Origin of the sequence: Bradyrhizobium sp. (assembly GCF_035935975.1) — a bacterium.
Lineage (GTDB): Bacteria > Pseudomonadota > Alphaproteobacteria > Rhizobiales > Xanthobacteraceae > Bradyrhizobium.
In genome coordinates, this window is the sequence record NZ_DASYWN010000010.1 from 251,035 (window position 1) to 270,976 (window position 19,942).

The following is a 19,942-nucleotide window of genomic DNA, read 5'->3' on the forward strand; positions in this document are numbered from 1 at the left end:
TACCCCGCCCGCCGTCCCGCAGCTAGCGCTGCGGCTTCCGCTCGATCGGATCGATGTCGATCGCCCGCAGTCGGCCGAGCCGCAGCACGTCCATGGCGAGCCGCCGGCCGATCCGGTCGCGGTCGAGCACGCGGATCAGATCGTCGACGCCGTTGATGTCGACGCCGTCGAGCCTGATGACGACGTCGCCGGGCAGCAGGCCCGCCTTCGCCGCGGGTCCATCCGGCTCGATCTGCATCAGCAACGCGCCCATCTTGTTCTCGACGCCGGCCAGCACCGCGTGCCGCCGCGGAACCGGCGCGGTCTGTCCGGCCACGCCGATGAAGGCGCGGCGGACATAGCCGTGGCGGATGATCTCCGACAGCACGAACTGCGCGGTGTTGCTCGCGACCGCGAAGCAGATGCCCTGCGCGCCGTTGATGATGGCCGTGTTGATGCCGATCACCTCGGCATTCGACGACACCAGCGGCCCGCCGGAATTGCCGGGATTGAGCGCGGCATCGGTCTGGATCACGTCCTCGATGGTGCGCCCGCTCACCGAGCGGATCGACCGGCCCAGCGCGGAGACCACGCCGGCGGTGACGGTCGACTCGAAGCCGAGCGGATTGCCGATCGCGATCACGAGCTGGCCGCGCCGGAGCGTCTTGGAGTTTCCGAGCGCAGCATAGGGCAGATCGCGCACGCCGTTGGCGCGCAGCAGCGCCAGATCGGTGTCGGGATCGACGCCGAGCACCCGGGCATCACCGACATGGCCCTCGACGTCGCGCAGCCGGATCTCCTTGGAGGCGCCGACCACGTGGCTGTTGGTGAGCACGAGCCCATCCGGCGAGATCACGATGCCGGAGCCAAGCCCGCCGCGCTCGCGGCCGTTCGGCACCTTTGGCCCGGTCTCGACGCGCACGACCGCAGGACCGACACGGTCGGTCACGTCGATCACGGCGTTGGAATAGGCGTCCAGCAGCGCCCGGTCATCGACCGGGGCAGCTTCTGTCGCCCGCGATGACGCGGCGTCATCGACGATATCTGAAGTGAAATCCAGCATGGCAAAAGTCCTTGAGGGTCACACAGATGGTGGCCTTTTCCCTGCCGCGCAAGTGGCTCGCCGGGGCGCAAGGCTGGACTGCCAGTGCTTGACTACCCAGGTGGCTAGGTCGCCCGCCGCAGCGTGCCGGCCCTGGCCTTGACCGGATCGAGCAGCGACCAGTCGCCATCCGGCAGCACATAGCCCTTGGGGAACGGCGCGCGCAGCTCGAGGCCGAGGGAGCGCAGCACGCGGTCGTCGCGATAGTAGCATTGCAGAACGACGCGAACGAGCGTTGCCGCGGCCGCGCCGCCATTCTTGCGAAACTCCTGCGCCACCGCGTCGCGCCTGGCGGCATTGAGCTCGGCGAGCGGCTGGCCTGCGAGCCGCGCCAGATGGTCCAGCGCCGCCGTCACCAGTTTGGTGTCGCGGCCGAGGGTGGCGAGGATATCGGCCTGGATCGCGGCATCGTCGGCGCCGGGCACCTTGTACTCGTCGCTAGCGGGAACGATCATCCCGGCGACGGTGCGGAGGTCGTCGCGCTGGGTGCGCGTGAGTTGATTATCTGCGGTCATGACGGCCTCAGTCGAACAGGTTGGCAAGGCGCTGCTTCATCTGGTCGGCGATGTAGAGCGCGAGGGCCTGGATGGTGGAGGTCGGGTTCACACCGCCCGAGGTGACGAAGATGCTGCCGTCGACGATAAAGAGGTTCTTCACGTCATGCGTGCGGCCCCATTCGTTGACGACGGAGCGCTTGGGATCGGTGCCCATCCGCGCGGTGCCGAGCAGATGCCAGCCGCCCCAGGGGATCGGCGAGTTGATGCAGATGTCGGTGGCGCCCGCCATTTCCAGCACTTCGCGGCCGCGGGCGAGCGCATGCTCCATCATCTTCCGGCTGTTCTCGCTGATCGTGTAGTCGATCTTCGGCGCGGGGATGCCGTGGCTGTCCTTCAGCACCGGATCGAGCGTGACCTGGTTGTGCTCCTCCGGCAGATCCTCGCAGATCGCGGAGAAGCCCAGCCGATGGCCGTTGAGCTTGCGGAAGACGCGGTGGTGATCCTCGCCCCACGGCAGAATGCCCTTCTGCTCGCTGACGACGGCCTCGAACACCGGACCTGCACCGCGCACGAACTGCACGCCATAACCGCGCACGAAGCCGCGCGAGAGGTCCGTGTCGTACCACTCCTTGCTCCACAGGCAGGTCGGCGGCGCGCGATTGGAGTCGGTCGGCTCCTTCACATAGCCGTAGATCTGCGCATAGGGATGGAACATCAAGTTCTTGCCGACGAGGCCCGATGAATTTGCAAGGCCGTTCGGAAAGCGGTCGGATTTCGAGTTGAGCAGCAGCCGCGGCGTACCGACGCCGTTGCAGGCGATGATGACGACATGCGCCGGCTGGAACTGCTCGACGCCGTCCTTGTCGTAATAGACCACGCCCGTGGCCATGCCGTTCTCGTCGGTGGTGATCTCGCGCACCCGGCAATGGGTGCGCAGCTCGACGCCGGCGCGAACCGCATGCGGCCAATAGGTGATGTCGGTCGAGGACTTCGCGCCCTGTGCGCAGGCCGGCGTGCAATGGCCGAGATTGATGCAGCGGGCGCGGCCCTCATAGTCCATGGTCGCGACCGTCGTATCCGACGGCCACCAGTGCCAGCCGAGCTTGTTCATGGCCTTGCCGATGATGGCGCCGGACAGTCCCATCGGCTGCTGCGGCATCGGCGGATGCGTCAGCGGCGAGAGCGGATCGCCTGATAGCCCCGACGTGCCCATGATCCGGTCGTTCTCTTCGAAGAACGGGGTCAGCGCGTCGTAGTCGATCGGCCAGTCGTCGGCGACGCCGTCGAGCGTCTTCACCTTGAAATCGGAGGGATGCAGCCGCGGCCAGTGCGCGGTGTACATCACCGTCGAGCCGCCGACCGCATTATAGTTCACGACCTTGATCGGCGAATTGTCGTCGTTGATCGGATAGTCCTCGGGCCGGCCGCGCACGTTCGGGCTCGACGACCACTCGCCGTAGAACTTGGCCTCCCAGTCGCGGCCTGTGCTGGGATATTCCGCCGGGTTCATCCAGCCGCCCTGCTCCAGGCAGACGATATGCATCTTGGTTTCGGCCAGCGACCACGCCACCGCCGCGCCTGAAGCGCCGGCGCCGATGATCAGGACGTCCACGGGGTCTTTCATCAAAACTTCTTCCTCCCGCCCTCGCCGCTTCAGGGGCGATTCGGCCTTCGCTGGCATCTCTGCAGTGCCGGACGATAGGGGTAGATCGGCGGGCGAGTAAAGGCGGGCGGGCGAATGTCGCACTTCGCAGGGCGCAGACCATTGGTATCGTCCCATCCGGATGCTAGGAACGAGGGGCTAGAGCAATCGACAGCGAGAATTTATGTCCTTCGAGAATTCATTTGCCGCCGCCCGCGCCTTCGCGCTCGCTTTGTTTCTCGCTCTCTCGGGGTTTCCGGCGGCCTCCGGCCCCGCCTCCGCGCTGACGGCGGCTGCGACCGTCCGGGATGCCAATTCGATCCAGCTCGGCGACGTCACCTATCGGCTGGACGGGGTCGACGCCCCCGAACTGGACCAGGTCTGCATCGATGATCACGCCGATCCCTGGACCTGCGGCATCGAAGCCCGCGACCAGCTTGCGAAGCTGATCAACAAGCGCTCCGTGCGCTGCGACGATGTCGGGCCGGAGAAGAGCTTCGGCAAGCGCCACCGGGCGATCTGCACGGCGGAAGGCGACAAGACCAGCCTGAACGAGCAGCTGGTCAAGCTCGGCTACGCCATTGCCCGCGAGCCGATCAAGGCGAACGTCAAGCCGGCGGCGAGCGAAGCCAAGAGCGCCTCGGCCGGGATCTGGAAGGGCTGCTTTGTTGCGCCGCAAGAATTCCGCACCGGCAAGAAGGACGGCGCGCTGCTGGGCGCCGCCTGCCGTTCCGATCGCGACAAGGAGATCCGCGCCGTGCTGTTCCCTGAGGACCTGGCGATGCCGCCGAGCTGCAGCATCAAGGGCAAGCTCGCGGTGCGTGCGCGCGTCACCGGCAATATCGGCATCTATCACCTGCGGGGCTGCCCGAGCTATCCCGCGACCACCAAGCCGGACCGCTGGTTCTGCTCGGAGGACGACGCCCAGGCCGCAGGCTTCCGCAAGGCCTACAACTGCCGGCGGCCAAAGTGAACAACTGGTTCACGCAGGCGTGAGTGGTAGCCGGAGACAGTATTGATCCGGAATTGAACTCGAGGGGGAGTTGCTACACCTATATGTGTACGCAAGCGCTTTGCGCGAGCGTTTCCTTGGCGGCAATCCGGCTTCGGTCCGATTGCTTTGCTCGGGCGTTTCCTCCCTAGACTTGGGCCGCTTGTCGCAAACAAGCGGCTCTTCTTTTTGGTGCGCCCTACATCCGCGTCTTCATGATCTGGTCCATCGGCGGCATGTTCGCGTTCAGATGCGACATGATCCAGACGGTGCCTCCGACCACCAGGAAGACGACCAGCAGCCCGAACGCGAGGGCCAGCACGTTGTTGGTGTTGTCAGGCCCCGTGGTGATGTGCAGGAAGAATACCAGGTGCACGCCCATCTGCGCGATCGCGAGCACGATCAGCGCGACGGGGATCGAGGGCTGCCAGACCAGATCGGTCCCGGCGATGAAGAACGACGTCGCGGTCAGCAGCAACGCAAGACCGAGACCGACGACATAGCCGATGATGCGCTCGCCGACGCTGTGTTGCTCTTCCTCGCCGGGCGCCAGATCGTGTCCGGCCGGCACGTGCGTCTGATCGCTCATACGGCACTCCCAAGCAGGTAGACGACAGAGAAGACACCGACCCAGATGATGTCGAGCGCATGCCAGAACAGCGCAAAACACATCATCCGGCGCAACACGTCGGCGCGAAAGCCCTTTGCGAACACCTGGGCCATCATGGTGAGCAGCCACAGCACGCCGGCCGACACGTGCAGACCATGGCATCCGACCAGCGAGAAAAACGACGTCAGGAAGGCGCTTCGCGTCGGACCATAGCCACGCGCGATGAGGTCGGCGAATTCCCTGAACTCGATGAAGAGAAAGATCAGCCCGAGCACGCAAGTCACGGCCATGCCGAGATAGAACCAGAACCGGTTGCGGACGTCGGCCGCGATGCTGGCCATGCCGCAGGTGAAGCTCGACAGCAGCAGGCAGACCGTCTCGATCGCGACGTTCCGCTGCTCGAAGATCTCCGCGCCCTTCGGGCCGCCCGCGGTCTGACCGTGCAGCACCGCATAGGCCGCGAAGAAGCAGGAGAACATCACGATGTCGGAGAGCAGGAACACCCAGAAGCCGTAGGCAGTCACGATCCGCTTCGATGCAGGTCCGGGATGCTCGATCACAACGCCGATGTGATGGGGATCGGCATGGGCGTGGCCGGCGGTCGCGGTCATCGACATCAGATTGCTCCCGCCATGCTGACGAGGCTGCTCCGCTCCTCGAGATTGACGCGGTCGATCGCGGCGACTTCCGCGGCCGGAATGACGTATTCGTCATGATCGCGCCAGGCGAACACGACGAAGGTCGCGAACGCACCGATGCCGCCCAGAATCACCATCCACCAGATGTGCCAGATCAGCGCGAAGCCCATGATGGTGGCGAAGAATGCGCAGACGAAACCGGTCGGCGAGTTCTTCGGCATTTCGATATCCTGATACTCGGGCTCTTCGTGCTCGAGCGATTGCTGCTGGGCGCGGCTCTTCATATCCCAATAGGCGTCCTCGCCGCGCACGTCGGGATGGAAGGCGAAGTTGAACACCGGCGGCGGCGACGAGGTCGCCCATTCCAGCGAGCGGCCATCCCAGGGATCGCCGGTGCGGTCGCGCAGCGCCTCGCGGTTGCGGATGCTGACCACGAGCTGCATGATCTGGCAGATCACGCCGATGCTCAGAACGGCCATGCCGAACACGGCCACGATCATCCATGGCCGCCACGCCGCGACATCGTAGTGCTGCAGGCGCCGCGTCATGCCCAGCATGCCCGCGATGTAGAGCGGCATGAAGGTGACGTAGAAGCCGAGGAAGGTGAACCAGAACGCGGCCTTGCCCCAGCGCTCGTCGAGGCGGAAGCCGAACGCCTTCGGGAACCAGTATTCGAAGCCGGCGAAGGCGCCGAACAGCACGCCGCCGATGATGACGTTGTGGAAGTGCGCGACCAGGAACATGCTGTTGTGGAGCATGAAGTCGGCCGGCGGCACCGCGACCAGCACGCCGGTCAGGCCGCCGATGATGAAGGTGACCATGAAGCCGACCGCCCACAACATCGGCGTCGCGAAGCGGATGCGGCCGCCATACATCGTGAACAGCCAGTTATAGATCTTCACCCCCGTCGGCACCGCGATGATCATGCTGGCGATGCCGAAGATGGCGTTGACGTCGGGTCCGGCCCCCATCGTGAAGAAATGATGCAGCCAGACCATGAAGGAGATGACGCAGATCGCCATGGTCGCCAGCACCATGGAACGATAGCCGAACAACGCCTTGCCGGAGAAGGTCGAGACCACCTCGGAGAAGATGCCGAACGCCGGCAGCACGAGGATGTAGACCTCCGGATGTCCCCAGGCCCAGATCAGGTTCATGAACATCATGACGTTGCCGCCGGCTTCATTGGTGAAGAAGTGGAAGCCGAGGTAACGGTCGAGCAGCAGCATCGCGAGCGTTGCGGTGAGGATCGGGAACGCCGCGACGATCAGCAGGTTCGAGGCCAGCGTGGTCCAGCAGAACATCGGCATGCGCAGATAGTTCATGCCCTTGGTGCGCAGCTTCAGCACCGTGGTGACGAGATTGATGCCGGCGACCAGCGTGCCGACGCCGGAGATCTGCAGCGACCAGGCGTAGTAATCGACGCCGACGCCGGGCGAATAGGACAGCCCCGACAGCGGCGGAAAGGCGAGCCAGCCGGTGCGCGCGAACTCGCCGACGACCAGCGAGACATTGACCAGCAGCGCGCCGGTCGCGGTCAGCCAGAAGCCGACCGAATTGAGCGTCGGGAACGCGACGTCGCGCACGCCGAGCTGGAGCGGAACGATCAGGTTCATCAGCCCGATCACGAACGGCATCGCCACGAAGAAGATCATGATGGTGCCGTGCGCCGAGAAGATCTGGTTGTAGTGCTCGGGCGGCAGATAGCCTTGCGACTGGTAGGCGACCGCCTGCTGGATCCGCATCATGATGGCGTCGCTGCCGCCGCGCAGCAGCATCACCGAGGCCAGCAGGATATACATGACGCCGATCCGCTTGTGATCGACGCTGGTGATCCATTCGTCCCAGAGATAGGGCAGATGCCCCTTCACCACCACCCAGATCAGCACGCCCAGGATCGCGACCAGCACCATCGCGCCCGCGATGAGCGGAATCGGCTGGTCGAACGGAATCGCCGACCAATCGAGCTTACCGAGCATCATGGCCTCCACTGTGGGGGCGGCCGGCGTCGGAGAGCAGCTCCGGCCCCGGTCCCGGCGGAATGTGCTGGGTCGCGATCAGGTCGAACAGCCTGGGATCGTCGAGGCGAAAGGTCAGCCTGTTCCTCTCGATGCCCTGCTGCATCAGCTTCTTGTAGCTATCCTCGTTCAGCACGGCATCGCTCTTCGCCGTCGCCGCCACCCAATCCGGGAAGGCAAGCGGCGAGATGACGTTGACGTCGAACATCATGTCCGGAAAGCCGTCGCCGGAGAAATGCGCCGACAGGCCCTGCAGCTTGCCTTCATTGTCGGCGCGCAGGTTCAGCCTCGTGACCATGCCGTTCATCGTGTAGATCATGCTGCCGAGCTGCGGGATGAAGAACACGTTCATCACGCTCGACGACGTCAGCTGGAAATTCAGCTCTGCGCCGGCCGGCACCGTCAGCGTGTTGACTGTGGCGATGCGCTGATCCGGATAGATGAACAGCCATTTCCAGTCGAGCGAGACGGCCTGGATCCGCACCGGGCTGCCGGTCCCCGGCACGGGCGCTGCGGGATCGAGCTGATGCGAGCCGATCCAGGCGACGCCGCCGAGCAGGATCACGGTGAGCGCGGGGATCGCCCACACCACCATCTCGACACGCCCGGAATAGACGAAGCCGGGCTGGAAGCGCGCCTTCGGATTGGACGCGCGAAACCAGAACGCGAAGGCCAGGATCGCGATGATGGTGGGCACCACGATCACGAGCATGATGAAGACGGAATCGACCAGGATGGTGCTGTTGGCAGCAGCCACGGGCCCTTGTGGATCGAGCAGATTCATCGATACACCGCTGGCGATTGGGAAGCCCCGGGAGAAAGCGTAACGCGAAAATCCCCCCGTACCAAACGCAGTTGTATCACTGCGGTTCCGCAAGCCGTCTTCCAGAACCGCCCGATCCCGTGCGGCGGCATGCAATTCCATGCGATGTCAATGACATCCGCGCGGGACGGCCGGCCTTCTCTGGTACGCAGCCCGTTGCTATCGTCTGGAAAAAATACCGGGACGGAACGACATGCAGGGCCCTGAGGACGATGCCGGCCTCGCCGGCAAGGTGGCGTTGATCAGCGGCGGCGGCGCCGCAAGCGATGGCATCGGCAACGGCCGCGCTGCAGCAATCCTGCGCCCCCGCGCCGGCGCAAACGTGCTGGTGGCCGATGGCGGCGTCACGCTGCAAGCCCCCGAACGCGAGTCGCAAGAACACGAGAGGAAACACGGAAATGGCCCGCCTGCCCTATCTCGAAGCCGACCAGGTCGCACCCGAATATCGCGACATGCTCAAGCGCAACACCAATCTGCACAAGCTCCTGGTCAACTCGCCGGAGATGGCGCGCGCCTTCAACGGCATCGGCGGCTACATCCGCTTCAAGAGTAGGCTCGACCCGCGGCTGCGCGAGCTTGCGATCCTCCAGGTCGGCTGGATGGAGAAGTCGGAATACGAGTTCACCCATCACGTGAAGATCGGCAAGGAGTTCGGCGTCACCGACGAGGACATCGCCGGCCTGATGGCGGAGACCGAGGGCAAGCCGTCGAAGCTGGAGCCGCTGGCCAAGGCGATCCTGAAAGGTGCCCGCGAGATGGTGCGCGAGCTCGCGATGTCGGATGCGACCTTCGCCGAGATCAAGAAGGATCTTTCCGACGAGCACATGGTCGATCTCGTCCTGACCATCGCCTTCTATTGCGGCGTGGTGCGCGTGCTCGCCACCATGAAGATCGACAACGAACCCTATTACAGAGAGGTACTCCAGCAGTACCCGATCCCGGGAGTGAACTGACATGCGCTTGAAGGACAAGGTTGCGATCGTCGTCGGCGCCGGCCAGAGCCCCGGCGAAGGCATGGGCAATGGCCGCGCCACCGCGCTGACCTTCGCGCGCGAGGGCGCGAAGGTGCTCTGCGTGGACCATCATCTGGACTCGGCGCAGGAAACCGTCGACCTGATTGCAGCGACGCATGGCACCGCCGCGGCCTTCAAGGCCGACGTGACCAAATCCGTCGACATCAAGGCGATGGTCGCGGATGCCAAATCGCGCTGGGGCCGCATCGACGTGCTGCACAACAATGTCGGCGTGAGCCTGTCCGGCGGCGATGCCGAGTTGCTAGAGATCACCGAAGAGGCGTTCGACCGCGTTGTCGCGATCAACCTCAAGAGCTGCATTCTGGCGGCGAAGGAAGTGATCCCGATCATGCGCGCCCAGAAGAGCGGCGCCATCATCAACATCTCCTCCATGGCCGCGATCACGACCTATCCTTACGTGGCCTACAAGGCGACGAAGTCGGCAATGATCGCCTTCACCGAACAGCTCGCCTACCAGAACGCCGAATACGGCATCCGCGCCAACGTCATCCTGCCGGGCCTGATGAACACGCCGATGGCCGTCGACACCCGCGCCCGAGAATGGTCCAAGACCCGCGCCGAAGTCGAAGCCGAACGCGACAGCAAAGTGCCGCTGCGCAAGAAGATGGGCACCGGCTGGGACGTCGCGAACGCCGCCCTGTTTTTGGCGTCGGACGAAGCGAACTTCATCACCGGCGTGACGCTGCCGGTGGATGGCGGGGCCAGCGTGAGACGGGGGTAGCAGCCGCGAGTGCGGTGCTCCTTCCCTTCTCCCCTTGCGGGAGAAGGTGGCGCGAAGCGCCGGATGAGGGGTCTGCCTCCACGCGTCCCGATGCACGTGAATGCGCTGAGGCGGACCCCTCACCCCAGTCTTGGCGTGTCAGCCTGCAGTGATGCCCTCTCCCGCAAGGGGAGAGGGCGCAGCAATGCGCGCTTCGCTGACCCACAAGGGTGCAGCGTCATCGTGGCGCACTCGTCACCCGCCAGATCATCCCATTGCCATCCTCGGACACCAGCAGCGATCCATCCTTCGCCACCGCTACGCCCACCGGCCGCCCCCACACCTCTGTGTCATTCACCACAAACCCCGTGACGAAATCCTCGTACTCGCCGGTCGGCTTGCCGTTCTTCATCCGGATGCGGATCACCTTGTAGCCGGTGCGCTTGGAGCGGTTCCAGGAGCCGTGCTCGGCGGCGAAGGCGTTGCCTTGATACTCGGACGGAAACTGCGTGCCCTGATAGAAGGTCATGCCGAGCGAGGCCGAGTGCGGCTGGATCAGCACGTCGGGCACCGTCACCTTGTCCTTGAGGTCCGGCCGCGCGCCGGCGTGGCGCGGGTCTTCGTTGCCGCCGATGTAGAACCACGGCCAGCCGTAGAACGCGCCCTCCTTCACGCTGGTGACGTAATCAGGCACGAGATCGTCGCCGATTCCGTCGCGCTCATTGGTCGAGCACCAGGGCAGCCCGGTCTGCGGCTCGATCGCAAGGCCAACGCAATTGCGGATGCCGGTGGCATAGATCTTCCGGTCCTTGCCTTCGGGCGTGAAGGCCAGCACGGTGGCGCGCTCGGTCTCGCTGGCCCAGGCCGCGCCGAGCGGTTGCGTCTTCGACCAGCCATCCAATCCGCCCGGCGGCGTGCCCATGCCCTCGGCGACGTTGCTGAGCGAGCCGACCGACACGAACATGCGCCTGTTGTCGGGCGTGAAGACGATGTCGCGGGTGGAATGGCTGCCGTCATGCGGCAGGCTTGCCACGATCGTCTCCGCCCTGCCGCGCGCCTTGAGATCGCCGGCCTGATAGGGAAACCGGACGACGCTGTCGGTGTTGGCGATATAGACCCATTGCGGATTGTCGCCGTTCGGAAAGAAGGCGATGCCGAACGGCCGTCTCAATCCGCTGGCAAACACCTCGTTGGTCGCGGCCTTGCCGTCATCCCCGGCGCGCAGCACGCGGATGGCGTCGGCCCGCGTCTCCGCGATGAAGACATCGCCGTTCGGCGCGACCCTGATGATGCGCGGCCCGCGCAGGCCTTCGGCGAACAGCTCGATCTTGAAACCGGCCGGCACCTGGGGCGTAGCCTGCGGCGGCCGCGGCACCACACGCGCGGTGCTCGCGACCGACCGCGTGGCGCCAGGGCTGACGAGATCCTGCGGCCGGATCAACCTGACCGTGCCGGGCTTGTCGGACTGCCAATCGCCATAGGCGTCCTTGCCCTGCAGCAGCGGCTCGGCCTGCGCACCAGCGGCAGCCAGCATCACAGCAGCCAGCACCGCGGACCATATCCTGCTTTTCACGTCGTCTTCCTCCCGGCCTGCACGTCAGAGGCGTCAACGCCGATCGCCCCGCAAACCTTCTGCGACAGGCAAAACACCTGCCGCATCCCACATCAGCTCATGCTCGCACGATGTGCATCAGCCGCAGCCCATCGTACTGGAAAACACCGCCGATAGGTGCGACACATTGTAGGGGCTGGGCCGCCGGTTGCGGCCATCAAAGCTGCGGCATCGGTACCGCAATTGATGGGGTGATCATGTGGGGATCCATCATATCGGAGTGGGCGAGCCTGCTGCTCCGCTGGCTGCATGTGGTGGCGGCGATCGCCTGGATCGGCAGTTCCTTCTATTTCATCGCCCTCGACCTCAGCCTCAAGCCGAGAGGCGATCTGCCTGACGGCGTGCAGGGCGAAGCCTGGCAGGTCCATGGCGGCGGCTTCTACCGGATCATGAAATATCTGGTCGCCCCCAGCCAGATGCCGGACGAGCTGACTTGGTTTAAATGGGAGGCCTACACCACCTGGCTGTCCGGCTTCGCACTGATGGTGGTAGTGTATTATCTCGAGGCCGATCTGTTCCTGGTCGACAAATCGATCCTCGACCTCACGCCATTCCAGGCCGGCCTGTTCAGCTTCTGCAGCCTCGCACTGGCGTGGCTGCTCTATGAGGTCGCGTGTCGCACCGGCCTCGCCCAGCGCGAGCTGCCCTTCGCCATCGGCGGCTATCTGTTCCTGGTCGCGCTGACCTATGCCTTCACCCACGTGCTGAGCGGCCGCGGCGCCTTTAACCAGATCGCGGCGATCATCGGCACCATCATGGTCGCCAACGTCTTCACTCTGATCATTCCGAACCAGAAGAAGATCGTGACCGCGCTGGTCGCCGGACAGGCACCGGATCCGAAGCTCGGCAAGACCAGCAAGGAGCGCTCGGTCCATAACAACTACCTGACGCTGCCCGTGGTCGTGCTGATGATCAGCAACCATTATCCGCTGCTCTACGCCACGCGCTTCAACTGGATCATCGTCGCCATCATCCTGGCGCTCGGGCCGGTGATCCGCCACTTCTTCAACGAGCGGCATGCCGGGCGAAAATCGCCGTGGTGGGTGTGGGGCGTCGCAGCAGCGGGCGTGATCGCGATCCTGTTCCTCTCCGCGGCCGGCCCGCGCGAGGTGAAGACCGGCGCGCTGTCGGCACAGCCCACGATCGCCAATGTCGAGGAGATCGTGATGTCCCGCTGCAGCATGTGCCATGCGGCCGAGCCGGTCTGGGCCGGCATCGTCACCGCGCCGAAGGGAATCCTGCTCGATGCGCCCGAGCACATCCGTCGCAACATCCGCCTGATCGGGCGCGTCGCTGCCTGGTCCAGCGCGATGCCGCCGGGCAACATCACCGAGATGACCAGCGAGGAGCGCGCGATCCTCGCTGCCTATATCGAGCAGGCGCGCTGACGCCGACGCGCGTCGAGACAGCGTTTCGCGGAATGAAATTCCGCATTTCCCGCCGATTTGAAAATGACTTGATCGCCCATCCGGCGTAGACAGGACCAGTGGCCGCCGACGCGGCGGTTCAAGTCAGTTTGCATTCGGGGAAATCACAGTGGCTCTCAAGAACGTCATCGGTATCGACCACGCCGTGGTCATGGTGAAGGACCTCGACAAGGCCGCCGAGAACTACCGGCAACTCGGCTTCACATTGTCCCCGCGCGGCACCCACAGCGCGCATATGGGCACCGGCAACTACACCATCATGTTCGACCCCGACTACATGGAGCTGCTCGGCGTGCTGGTGGCGACCGAGCACAACGCGCCGGCCCGCGCCTTCGTCGAGCGACAGGGCGAAGGCATCGAGCGTATCGCCTTCACCGCAGTCGATTCTGCGGCCGGCGCCGAAGAGATCCGCGCACGCGGCCTGACGCCGATCGGCCCGACCGATTTCGAACGCCCGGTGACATTGCCTGACGGCACGATCTCGGCAGCCAAATTCCGCACCTTCATGTGGCCGACCGCCGAGGCGCCGGGCGGCGTGCGCATCTTCGCCTGCCAGCACAAGACCCGCGAGACGGTGTGGATCCCCGAGCTGATGAAGCACGCCAATGCGGCGAAGCGGATCAAGCAGGCGCTGATCGCAACACCGGAGCCCGTGAAGGAAGCCGCGCATCTCGCGCGCCTGACCGACCGCGAACCGCAGGCCGAAACCGACGGCGCGGTCACCGTGCCCTCCGGCGGCGACCGCGCCGACTTCGTCTATCTGACGCTGGACCAGCTCGGCAAACGCTATCCCGGCGTGCCGCTCGCGGGCCTCTCCGAGCGCGGCGGCGCGGCGCTGGTGCTCGTCAGCGGCGATCTCGCGGCGACCGAAAAGGCGCTGGGCCCGGCGGCCGTGCGCAGCGGGGCCGCGATCTGCGTGCCGCCGGCCAAGGCCAACGGCACTCTGCTCGCCTTCGTTGCTGGCTGATTTTAACTAATTCTTTAACGTGTGTTTACCCGGCGGCTTTAGGATTCCCGGCAGTCCAAGCCGTCCGGAACCAAGCGCATGTTCAAAGAGGGATCGCCGATCGCCTATGACGCGCCGGCCGAACTGAAGAAATGGCCGTCGCTGAAGGGCGAGAGACAGAAGGACAGAGGTCCGCCCTATCTCGTCTACAACGGCACGCTCGCCGACTGCGTCCGCGAGCTGATGGACAAGCCGATCAAGGGTATCTCGCTCTACGACATCATGACGAGGCCGCAGCCGGCGTTCAACCAGACCGTGCTGTCGCCCGGTGACGCCGCCGAGATCGCGATGCGCAAGGATTTTCCGAAGGCGTAGCCGCCGCGCGACCACTCGTACGCGCGATCCGCATGGCGGCGCGCGAGCGCTCCTCGGGTTAGGTCACACCGGTTTCTCGTCGTCCGTCGCCGGCGAGGTCACCACCAGGAACACGAGATCGGTCAGGCCGGAATTCGAGATCGCGTGCTCGACGCCCGGTGGCAGGAAGATCACGTCGTGCTTGCGCACGACATGGTTCTTGCCGGCGATCTCCATCAGCCCCTCGCCGTCGAGCACGTGATAGACCTGCTCCTGCACCTTGTGATGATGCCGCGCGACATAGGCCATCGGCTGGTACATCGAGATGCGGTAGTCGATCCGGCGCGCGCCCGCGGTCTCCGGCATCACCAGCGGTTTCGACAGCGCACCGCCAAAGTGATTGGGGAATTCGCGCCAGGGTACCTCGGCGATGTTGCGGATGAAGGCGCCGCTGCTGTCCTCGATCATCATCCTGCTCCCTAGTTCACCAGCGCGCCGCCGTCGATATAGACGATCGATCCGGTGGCGAAGCCGTTGGTCATGAAGCTTCCGATCTGCCGGGCGATGTCCTCGGCCATGCCGACGCGGCCGACCGGCAGCGCGGCGGCCGTCTTCGCCAGCATCTCCTTGCGGGCCGCTTCCGGCATCGCAGCCCGGATCGGCGTGTCGATCACGCCCGGCGACACCGCATTCACACGCACCGGCGCAAGCTCGAGCGCGAGCGCACGGGCCAGCGATTCCAGCGCGCCGTTGGCCGCGCTGACGATCGCCGAGTTCGGCCGCGGCCGGACGCTGAGAAAGCCGGTGACCAGCGTCAGCGAGCCGCCCGGCCTGATCTCGGCCTCACGCGCGACGCGCCAGGCACCCCAGAACTTGCCTTCCATCGTCGCACGGACGTCCTCCATCGGAACCGTCTTGAATGGCCCGGTGCGAAGCTGCGCGGCCGTCAGCACGACATGATCGACAGCGCCGGTGCGCTTGAACAGTTCGGCCACGCTCTGATCATTGGTGACGTCGGCTGGGATCGCCGTCACCTTCAGCCGTTCCGCGACCGGATCGAGCTTTGCCGCACTGCGCGAGGCGATGACGACGTCCGCGCCCTCCCTTTTCGCAAGCTCCGCCGTGGCGAGCCCGATGCCCGAGGAGCCGCCGATCACGACGACTTTCTTGCCTGCGAGCGTCATTCCCATCTCCCTTGATGTTCTTGATTGATGATGTGCGCGCCGCGCGATCAGCCGGGCTGGAAGCGCGTGCCGATGCCCGCTTTGCTCTGGCCGAGGCCCGGCAATTCCCATAGGCCCGCGCCGGCCGGATTGACGTCGGCGGCGATGTCGACGTCGATCAGGTAAGGCTTGTTGGCGGCGATGCCCTTGCGGATCGCTTCGCCGATGTCACCGGCGCGATCGACCCGCACGCCCTCGACACCGCAGGAGCGCGCCATCGCCGCGAAATCGGGATTGTAGCGCTCGCCCGTCTCGGGATGCCTAAAGTCGGTGGCAAGCTCGCGCCCGCCGAGATAGCCGCGCTGAAGGCCGCGGATCGAGGCATAGGCGTAATTGTTCCAGACCACCCAGACCACCGGCAGATTGTACTCGACCGCCGTGCCCAGCACGTTGGCATGCATGAAGAAGGCGCCGTCACCACAGACCGACACGCAGGGACGATCGGGCGCGGCGAATTTCGCACCCATCACGCCGGCCACGCCAAAGCCCATCGGGCCGAAGCCCATCGAGCCGATCAGCGAGTCCGGCCGCTTCGGCTTGCAGAAGCCGAGCAGCCAATTGTGGTGCACGCCGATGTCGGAGACGAGGATGGCGTCCTCCGGCAACGCCTTGTCGATCTCGGCGGCTGCGCGCTGCGGATTGATCGGCGTGGTGTCGTCGGAGAAGCCGGGCGCGACGAACTTGTCCCATTCCTTGCGATAGCCGTCGATCTGCGCCAGCCACTTTTTGCGCGCGTCGGATTTCCTGAACAGGTTGTCGCGGCGATCGAGTTCGGCATGGACCTGGCGCAGGAAGGTGCGGACGTCGGCCATCAGGCCGAGCGCGACGGGATAGTTGCGGCCGATCTCCTCGGGGTCGATGTCGACATGGATCAACCGCGTCGGCGGGATCGTGAAGGAATAGCCCGGGATCCACGAGCTCGACGTGCGATCGTCGAAACGGACGCCGAGCGCCAGCAGCACGTCGGCCTGCCGGGTCGCATGATTGGCCTGGTAGTGCCCGGCGCGCGCGACGAGGCCAAGCGCGAGTGGATGATTGACGTCGAGCGCGCCGAGACCACTGGCGGACGCCGCGACGGGAATCTGCAGCCGCTCGGCGAGCTTGCGCAGCTCCTCCGCCGCGCCGCCATAGCGCACGCCCTGCCCGACCAGCATGACCGGCCGCTCCGCCGAAAGCAGCATGTCGACGGCCTTCTCGACACCTTCGGGATCGGCGCCGCAGCGGCTGGAGATGTTGGCGCTCCACTCGATCGCCTTCGGCGCCTCCTCGGCCGCCGACTCCATGAAGACGTCGAACGGCACGTCCACCACGACCGGCCCCGGCCGTCCCGTCACCATCGTCTTCCACGCCTGCCGCACCGCGAGCGGCACCATCTCGCCGCGCGTCGGCTGGAACACCTTCTTGCACATCGTGCGCACCGTGGACGGGAAGTCGGCCTGATAGTGCCGGTACATCTCCTGGAATGCGCCGCGGTTGAACTGGCTGGTCGGCACGTTGCCGGTGATCGCCATGAACGGTACGGAGTCGAGGAAGGCATTGGCGAGCGAGATCGGCAGGTTCGCTGAGCCCGGCCCACAGGAGGTGAAGGTCGCGGTCGGCCGGCCGGAGACGCGGTAGTAGACGTCGGCCATGAAGCCGGCGACGCTCTCGTGATGCACGGAGATCGTCTTGATTTCGGCGGAGCGCTCGTACAGCGCGTCGATGAACTGGATGTTGCCGTGGCCGCACAGCCCGAACACCTGCGGCACCTTCTCCTGTATCAGATAATCGACAATGACCTGGGCGCCATTGAGCATGTTCTTCGACATCAACCCGTCTCCCTCTCGGCCCGACGACTTCTTCTGTACCGATGCGGGGAACGCGGCCGGTCATCACAGGGCCGCGGCGAGCCTATTTCTCATAATGCTGTACGTCAATTTATATTGTGATAGGCTCTGGACCGAGGAAACGCAGAGCTCCGCGCCGACGGCCGCGCCTGTTGCGTGCTAGTCTCGCCAGACGGAGCCACGATTCACCCGAGGGAGCCCTGTCCTTGAGATCGCGTACCAAGCCTACGACCGGCGAGAAGCCTGCAAGCGCGCGCAAGGCCGCGATCCCCAAGCTGGTCACCGCTTCCAAGGTGAATGGCGACGACGAGGCCGACGACAAGCAGCGTGGCGGCGGCGTGCAGTCGCTCGGCCGCGCCTTCTCGATTCTCGAAGAGGTCGCGCGCCATCGCGAGGGGATCGGGCTTGCGGAGCTGAGCAAGCTGGTCGGCCTGCACAATTCGACGACGTTTCATCTCGCCAAGACCCTGGTCTCGCTCGGCTACCTCCGCCAGGAGAAGGACAACAAGCGCTATCGCATCGGCCGGCCGCTGTTTGCGCTTGCGGCAAGCGCGCTCGACGAGATCGAGATGGTCAATGTCGCAACGCCCGTGCTGGAGGAGCTATCGCGCCAGACCAGCGAAAGCAGCCATTTTGCCGTGCGGATGGGCGATGCGGTGATTGTCATCGCCCGCACCAGCGGACCCGGTGCGTTCCAGCTCACCGACCGCGTCGGCGTCGTGCGGCCGGCTCACTGCACCGCGCTCGGCAAGATCATTCTGGCCTCGCTCCGTCCCGAGCAGCTCAAGCGGTTCCTCGATCGCGCCGAGCTGAAACCCTCGACGCCAAAGTCCATCACCGATGCCGGCGTCCTGATGCGCGAGATCGCCGAGGTGCAGCGCACCGGCGTTGCCTTCGACGACGGCGAGTTCAATCCGGAGGTGCGCTGTGTCGCGGTCCCCGTGACCGATTTCACCGGACAGGTGATCGGCGCGCTGGGCATTTCCGGCCCGATCTGGCGCCTCTCCAACCAGGCGCTGCACGCCGGCGCGCAGGTGGTGCAGGCCGCCGCCGACCGCCTGTCGGCCGAATTCGGCGCCAAGGACCGGGCGCACAAGGCGTTCGCCCAGAAAGTCTAGGACGCGCACGAGCGGCGATTTTGCCGGTTGACACCGGCAATGCCGTTCGGGATTATCCTCCCGCATTAGAAAAACATCTCTCACAATATCGGATACCCGATTTGGAAGAGGGAGCGATGCACCCGGGAGGAAACAGACATGATCCGCTACCCGCGACGGACGTTGTTACGGGCGGGCGCCGCCTTTGTCGGCGCATCCGCATTTGGGTTTCCCGCCATCGTGAGGGCACAGGCCGAGAAGATCCGGATCGGCCACCTCACCCCGCTCACCGGCTTCCTCGGCGTGATCGGCAGCTACGCGCAGCTCGGGGTGAAGCTCGCCGCGGACGAGATCAACGCCTCCGGCGGCATTCTGGGAAAGCAGATCGACCTGCTCTCGGAAGACTCGATCAATCCGGCAACCGCCGCGACCAAGGCGCAGCGCATGCTGGAACAGGACGGCGCGGTGGTGCTGCTCGGCGAGATCTCCTCGGCCTCCTCGCTCACCATCATGCAGGTCGCCGAGCGCAACAAGAAGGTGTTCTTCTCGACCGGCGCGCGGTCGGATGCGCTGCGCGGCAAGAATTGCAACAAATACTCCTTCCACTGCGACATCCCCAACACCGTGATGGTCAACGCGGTCGGCACCGCGCTGTCGCAGAAGGGCATGGTGAAGGGCAAGAAGTTCTTCACGCTCACCGCCGACTACATTTTCGGTCATGACCTGCTGAAGGCCGCAAAGTCCTTCTTCGGCGCGCATGATGCGAACCTGATCGGCGACGAGCTGATCGCAACTGATGTCACCGACTTCAGCCCGTATCTCCTCAAGGTGCGGCAGGCAAAGCCCGACGTGGTCTGCTGCAACCTCGCCGGCAACCAGGTCACCAACCTCGTCAAGCAATATGCCGAGTTCGGCCTGCCCTACCCGCTGGTCGGCTTCAACCTCAACACCGGCGATGCCTGGGCCGCGGGCGCGGGCAATCTCAGCGGCACCTGGCCGACGGTCTGGTATCACACGCTCGACAATCCGACGTCGCAGGCCTTCGTCGCCGCCTTCACCAAGAAGCACGGCAAGCCGCCGGAGAACCACGCCTGGATCGACTACGTCACGCTGAAGCTCCTGGCGGAGGCGATCAACACGACGAAGTCGACCGACAGCAATGAGCTGATCGCCTATTTCGAGAAGCAGACCCAGTTCGACATCGGCAAGGCGCGCAAGGCGTATTTCCGCTCCTGGGATCACCAGCTGGTGCAGGAGGCCTATCCGTTCACGGTCAAGCCGAAGGACCAGATGAAGGACCAGTGGGACATGCTGGTGCTCGGCGACGTGGTGCCCGCGGCAAACGATCCGCTCGAGACGATCTATCCGACCCGGGAACAGAATCCCTGCGAGATGAAGGCCTGACGCGCCAACGCGCGGCAAG

The 19,942-nt window shown here is 65.0% G+C and carries 19 protein-coding genes; 8 read left to right on the forward strand and 11 right to left on the reverse strand.

Annotation, left to right across the window (positions count from 1 at the left end):
• Positions 1 to 22 precede the first annotated feature (22 nt).
• The 3 genes from VGR99_RS04825 to VGR99_RS04835 form a co-directional block, all read right to left on the reverse strand.
• On the reverse strand, positions 23 to 1,042 hold the full coding sequence (locus VGR99_RS04825; protein WP_326897154.1) for a S1C family serine protease: 1,020 nt from the start codon (positions 1,040 to 1,042) through the stop codon (positions 23 to 25).
• 104 nt (positions 1,043 to 1,146) lie between these two features.
• The gene (locus VGR99_RS04830; RefSeq protein WP_326897155.1) at positions 1,147 to 1,596 is read right to left on the reverse strand and encodes a hypothetical protein; all 450 of its coding nucleotides are present in this window, start codon (positions 1,594 to 1,596) and stop codon (positions 1,147 to 1,149) included.
• 7 nt (positions 1,597 to 1,603) lie between these two features.
• Positions 1,604 to 3,202 (reverse strand): GMC family oxidoreductase, encoded by a 1,599-nt coding sequence (locus VGR99_RS04835; RefSeq protein ID WP_326897156.1) that lies wholly within the window; start codon positions 3,200 to 3,202, stop codon positions 1,604 to 1,606.
• Between the two features lie 202 nt (positions 3,203 to 3,404).
• Between VGR99_RS04835 and VGR99_RS04840 the strand changes: the two genes are divergently transcribed.
• On the forward strand, positions 3,405 to 4,193 hold the full coding sequence (locus VGR99_RS04840; RefSeq protein ID WP_326897157.1) for a thermonuclease family protein: 789 nt from the start codon (positions 3,405 to 3,407) through the stop codon (positions 4,191 to 4,193).
• 217 nt (positions 4,194 to 4,410) lie between these two features.
• Here VGR99_RS04840 and cyoD read toward each other — a convergent pair whose 3' ends face one another.
• From cyoD to VGR99_RS04860, 4 genes are read right to left on the reverse strand one after another with little or no spacing between them, the layout of a single operon-like run.
• Positions 4,411 to 4,800, reverse strand: a complete 390-nt coding sequence (gene cyoD / locus VGR99_RS04845; RefSeq protein WP_326897158.1) for a cytochrome o ubiquinol oxidase subunit IV — start codon at positions 4,798 to 4,800, stop codon at positions 4,411 to 4,413.
• Complete coding sequence (locus VGR99_RS04850; protein WP_326897159.1) at positions 4,797 to 5,438, reverse strand: cytochrome (ubi)quinol oxidase subunit III; 642 nt, start codon at positions 5,436 to 5,438, stop codon at positions 4,797 to 4,799. Before VGR99_RS04850 ends, cyoD begins: the two co-directional genes overlap by 4 nt.
• Positions 5,438 to 7,438, reverse strand: coding sequence for a cytochrome o ubiquinol oxidase subunit I (gene cyoB / locus VGR99_RS04855; protein ID WP_326897222.1), 2,001 nt, complete (start codon positions 7,436 to 7,438; stop codon positions 5,438 to 5,440). Before cyoB ends, VGR99_RS04850 begins: the two co-directional genes overlap by 1 nt.
• Positions 7,428 to 8,261 carry a cytochrome ubiquinol oxidase subunit II gene (locus VGR99_RS04860; RefSeq protein ID WP_326897160.1) on the reverse strand — a complete coding sequence of 278 codons (834 nt, stop codon included), beginning with the start codon at positions 8,259 to 8,261 and terminating at the stop codon, positions 7,428 to 7,430. Before VGR99_RS04860 ends, cyoB begins: the two co-directional genes overlap by 11 nt.
• A 437-nt stretch (positions 8,262 to 8,698) precedes the next feature.
• Here VGR99_RS04860 and VGR99_RS04865 point away from each other — a divergent pair, with 437 nt between their 5' ends.
• Both VGR99_RS04865 and VGR99_RS04870 read left to right on the forward strand, forming a co-directional pair.
• Positions 8,699 to 9,253 (forward strand): carboxymuconolactone decarboxylase family protein, encoded by a 555-nt coding sequence (locus VGR99_RS04865; RefSeq protein WP_326897161.1) that lies wholly within the window; start codon positions 8,699 to 8,701, stop codon positions 9,251 to 9,253.
• 1 nt (position 9,254) lies between these two features.
• Positions 9,255 to 10,055, forward strand: a complete 801-nt coding sequence (locus VGR99_RS04870; RefSeq protein ID WP_326897162.1) for an SDR family NAD(P)-dependent oxidoreductase — start codon at positions 9,255 to 9,257, stop codon at positions 10,053 to 10,055.
• 217 nt (positions 10,056 to 10,272) lie between these two features.
• Here VGR99_RS04870 and VGR99_RS04875 read toward each other — a convergent pair whose 3' ends face one another.
• Entirely contained in the window at positions 10,273 to 11,607 is a 1,335-nt protein-coding gene (locus VGR99_RS04875; RefSeq protein WP_326897163.1) for a sorbosone dehydrogenase family protein, read from the reverse strand.
• 236 nt (positions 11,608 to 11,843) lie between these two features.
• Between VGR99_RS04875 and VGR99_RS04880 the strand changes: the two genes are divergently transcribed.
• The 3 genes from VGR99_RS04880 to VGR99_RS04890 all read left to right on the forward strand — a co-directional run bounded on the left by VGR99_RS04880 (position 11,844) and on the right by VGR99_RS04890 (position 14,394).
• Positions 11,844 to 13,034, forward strand: a complete 1,191-nt coding sequence (locus tag VGR99_RS04880) for a urate hydroxylase PuuD (RefSeq protein WP_326897164.1) — start codon at positions 11,844 to 11,846, stop codon at positions 13,032 to 13,034.
• A gap of 148 nt (positions 13,035 to 13,182) precedes the next feature.
• Positions 13,183 to 14,040: a VOC family protein gene (locus tag VGR99_RS04885; RefSeq protein WP_326897165.1), complete on the forward strand. Its 858-nt coding sequence runs from the start codon at positions 13,183 to 13,185 to the stop codon at positions 14,038 to 14,040.
• A 78-nt stretch (positions 14,041 to 14,118) separates the two neighbouring features.
• The gene (locus VGR99_RS04890) at positions 14,119 to 14,394 is read left to right on the forward strand and encodes a hypothetical protein (RefSeq protein ID WP_326897166.1); all 276 of its coding nucleotides are present in this window, start codon (positions 14,119 to 14,121) and stop codon (positions 14,392 to 14,394) included.
• A gap of 63 nt (positions 14,395 to 14,457) precedes the next feature.
• Here VGR99_RS04890 and VGR99_RS04895 read toward each other — a convergent pair whose 3' ends face one another.
• The 3 genes from VGR99_RS04895 to VGR99_RS04905 are packed head-to-tail and all read right to left on the reverse strand — an operon-like array spanning position 14,458 to position 17,404.
• Positions 14,458 to 14,844: a cupin domain-containing protein gene (locus VGR99_RS04895; RefSeq protein WP_326897167.1), complete on the reverse strand. Its 387-nt coding sequence runs from the start codon at positions 14,842 to 14,844 to the stop codon at positions 14,458 to 14,460.
• A gap of 8 nt (positions 14,845 to 14,852) precedes the next feature.
• The gene (locus VGR99_RS04900) at positions 14,853 to 15,557 is read right to left on the reverse strand and encodes an SDR family oxidoreductase (RefSeq protein WP_326897168.1); all 705 of its coding nucleotides are present in this window, start codon (positions 15,555 to 15,557) and stop codon (positions 14,853 to 14,855) included.
• A gap of 47 nt (positions 15,558 to 15,604) precedes the next feature.
• Complete coding sequence (locus VGR99_RS04905) at positions 15,605 to 17,404, reverse strand: thiamine pyrophosphate-binding protein (protein WP_326897169.1); 1,800 nt, start codon at positions 17,402 to 17,404, stop codon at positions 15,605 to 15,607.
• Positions 17,405 to 17,628: 224 nt separating this feature from the next.
• Here VGR99_RS04905 and VGR99_RS04910 point away from each other — a divergent pair, with 224 nt between their 5' ends.
• Complete coding sequence (locus VGR99_RS04910) at positions 17,629 to 18,540, forward strand: IclR family transcriptional regulator (RefSeq protein WP_326897170.1); 912 nt, start codon at positions 17,629 to 17,631, stop codon at positions 18,538 to 18,540.
• Positions 18,541 to 18,678: 138 nt separating this feature from the next.
• A complete protein-coding gene (locus tag VGR99_RS04915) occupies positions 18,679 to 19,923 on the forward strand; it encodes an ABC transporter substrate-binding protein (RefSeq protein ID WP_326897171.1) in 1,245 nt (414 codons plus the stop codon).
• Positions 19,924 to 19,942: the final 19 nt, after the last annotated feature.

Excerpts from the sequence above, each read along its gene's own strand:
- VGR99_RS04825 (WP_326897154.1), bottom strand. The coding sequence starts at position 1,042 with ATGCTGGATTTCACTTCAGATATCGTCGATGACGCCGCGTCATCGCGG.
- VGR99_RS04830 (WP_326897155.1), bottom strand. The coding sequence starts at position 1,596 with ATGACCGCAGATAATCAACTCACGCGCACCCAGCGCGACGACCTCCGC.
- VGR99_RS04835 (WP_326897156.1), bottom strand. The coding sequence starts at position 3,202 with ATGAAAGACCCCGTGGACGTCCTGATCATCGGCGCCGGCGCTTCAGGC.
- VGR99_RS04840 (WP_326897157.1), top strand. The coding sequence starts at position 3,405 with ATGTCCTTCGAGAATTCATTTGCCGCCGCCCGCGCCTTCGCGCTCGCT.
- cyoD (WP_326897158.1), bottom strand. The coding sequence starts at position 4,800 with ATGAGCGATCAGACGCACGTGCCGGCCGGACACGATCTGGCGCCCGGC.
- VGR99_RS04850 (WP_326897159.1), bottom strand. The coding sequence starts at position 5,438 with ATGTCGATGACCGCGACCGCCGGCCACGCCCATGCCGATCCCCATCAC.
- cyoB (WP_326897222.1), bottom strand. The coding sequence starts at position 7,438 with ATGCTCGGTAAGCTCGATTGGTCGGCGATTCCGTTCGACCAGCCGATT.
- VGR99_RS04860 (WP_326897160.1), bottom strand. The coding sequence starts at position 8,261 with ATGAATCTGCTCGATCCACAAGGGCCCGTGGCTGCTGCCAACAGCACC.
- VGR99_RS04865 (WP_326897161.1), top strand. The coding sequence starts at position 8,699 with ATGGCCCGCCTGCCCTATCTCGAAGCCGACCAGGTCGCACCCGAATAT.
- VGR99_RS04870 (WP_326897162.1), top strand. The coding sequence starts at position 9,255 with ATGCGCTTGAAGGACAAGGTTGCGATCGTCGTCGGCGCCGGCCAGAGC.
- VGR99_RS04880 (WP_326897164.1), top strand. The coding sequence starts at position 11,844 with ATGTGGGGATCCATCATATCGGAGTGGGCGAGCCTGCTGCTCCGCTGG.
- VGR99_RS04890 (WP_326897166.1), top strand. The coding sequence starts at position 14,119 with ATGTTCAAAGAGGGATCGCCGATCGCCTATGACGCGCCGGCCGAACTG.
- VGR99_RS04895 (WP_326897167.1), bottom strand. The coding sequence starts at position 14,844 with ATGATGATCGAGGACAGCAGCGGCGCCTTCATCCGCAACATCGCCGAG.
- VGR99_RS04900 (WP_326897168.1), bottom strand. The coding sequence starts at position 15,557 with ATGACGCTCGCAGGCAAGAAAGTCGTCGTGATCGGCGGCTCCTCGGGC.
- VGR99_RS04905 (WP_326897169.1), bottom strand. The coding sequence starts at position 17,404 with ATGTCGAAGAACATGCTCAATGGCGCCCAGGTCATTGTCGATTATCTG.
- VGR99_RS04915 (WP_326897171.1), top strand. The coding sequence starts at position 18,679 with ATGATCCGCTACCCGCGACGGACGTTGTTACGGGCGGGCGCCGCCTTT.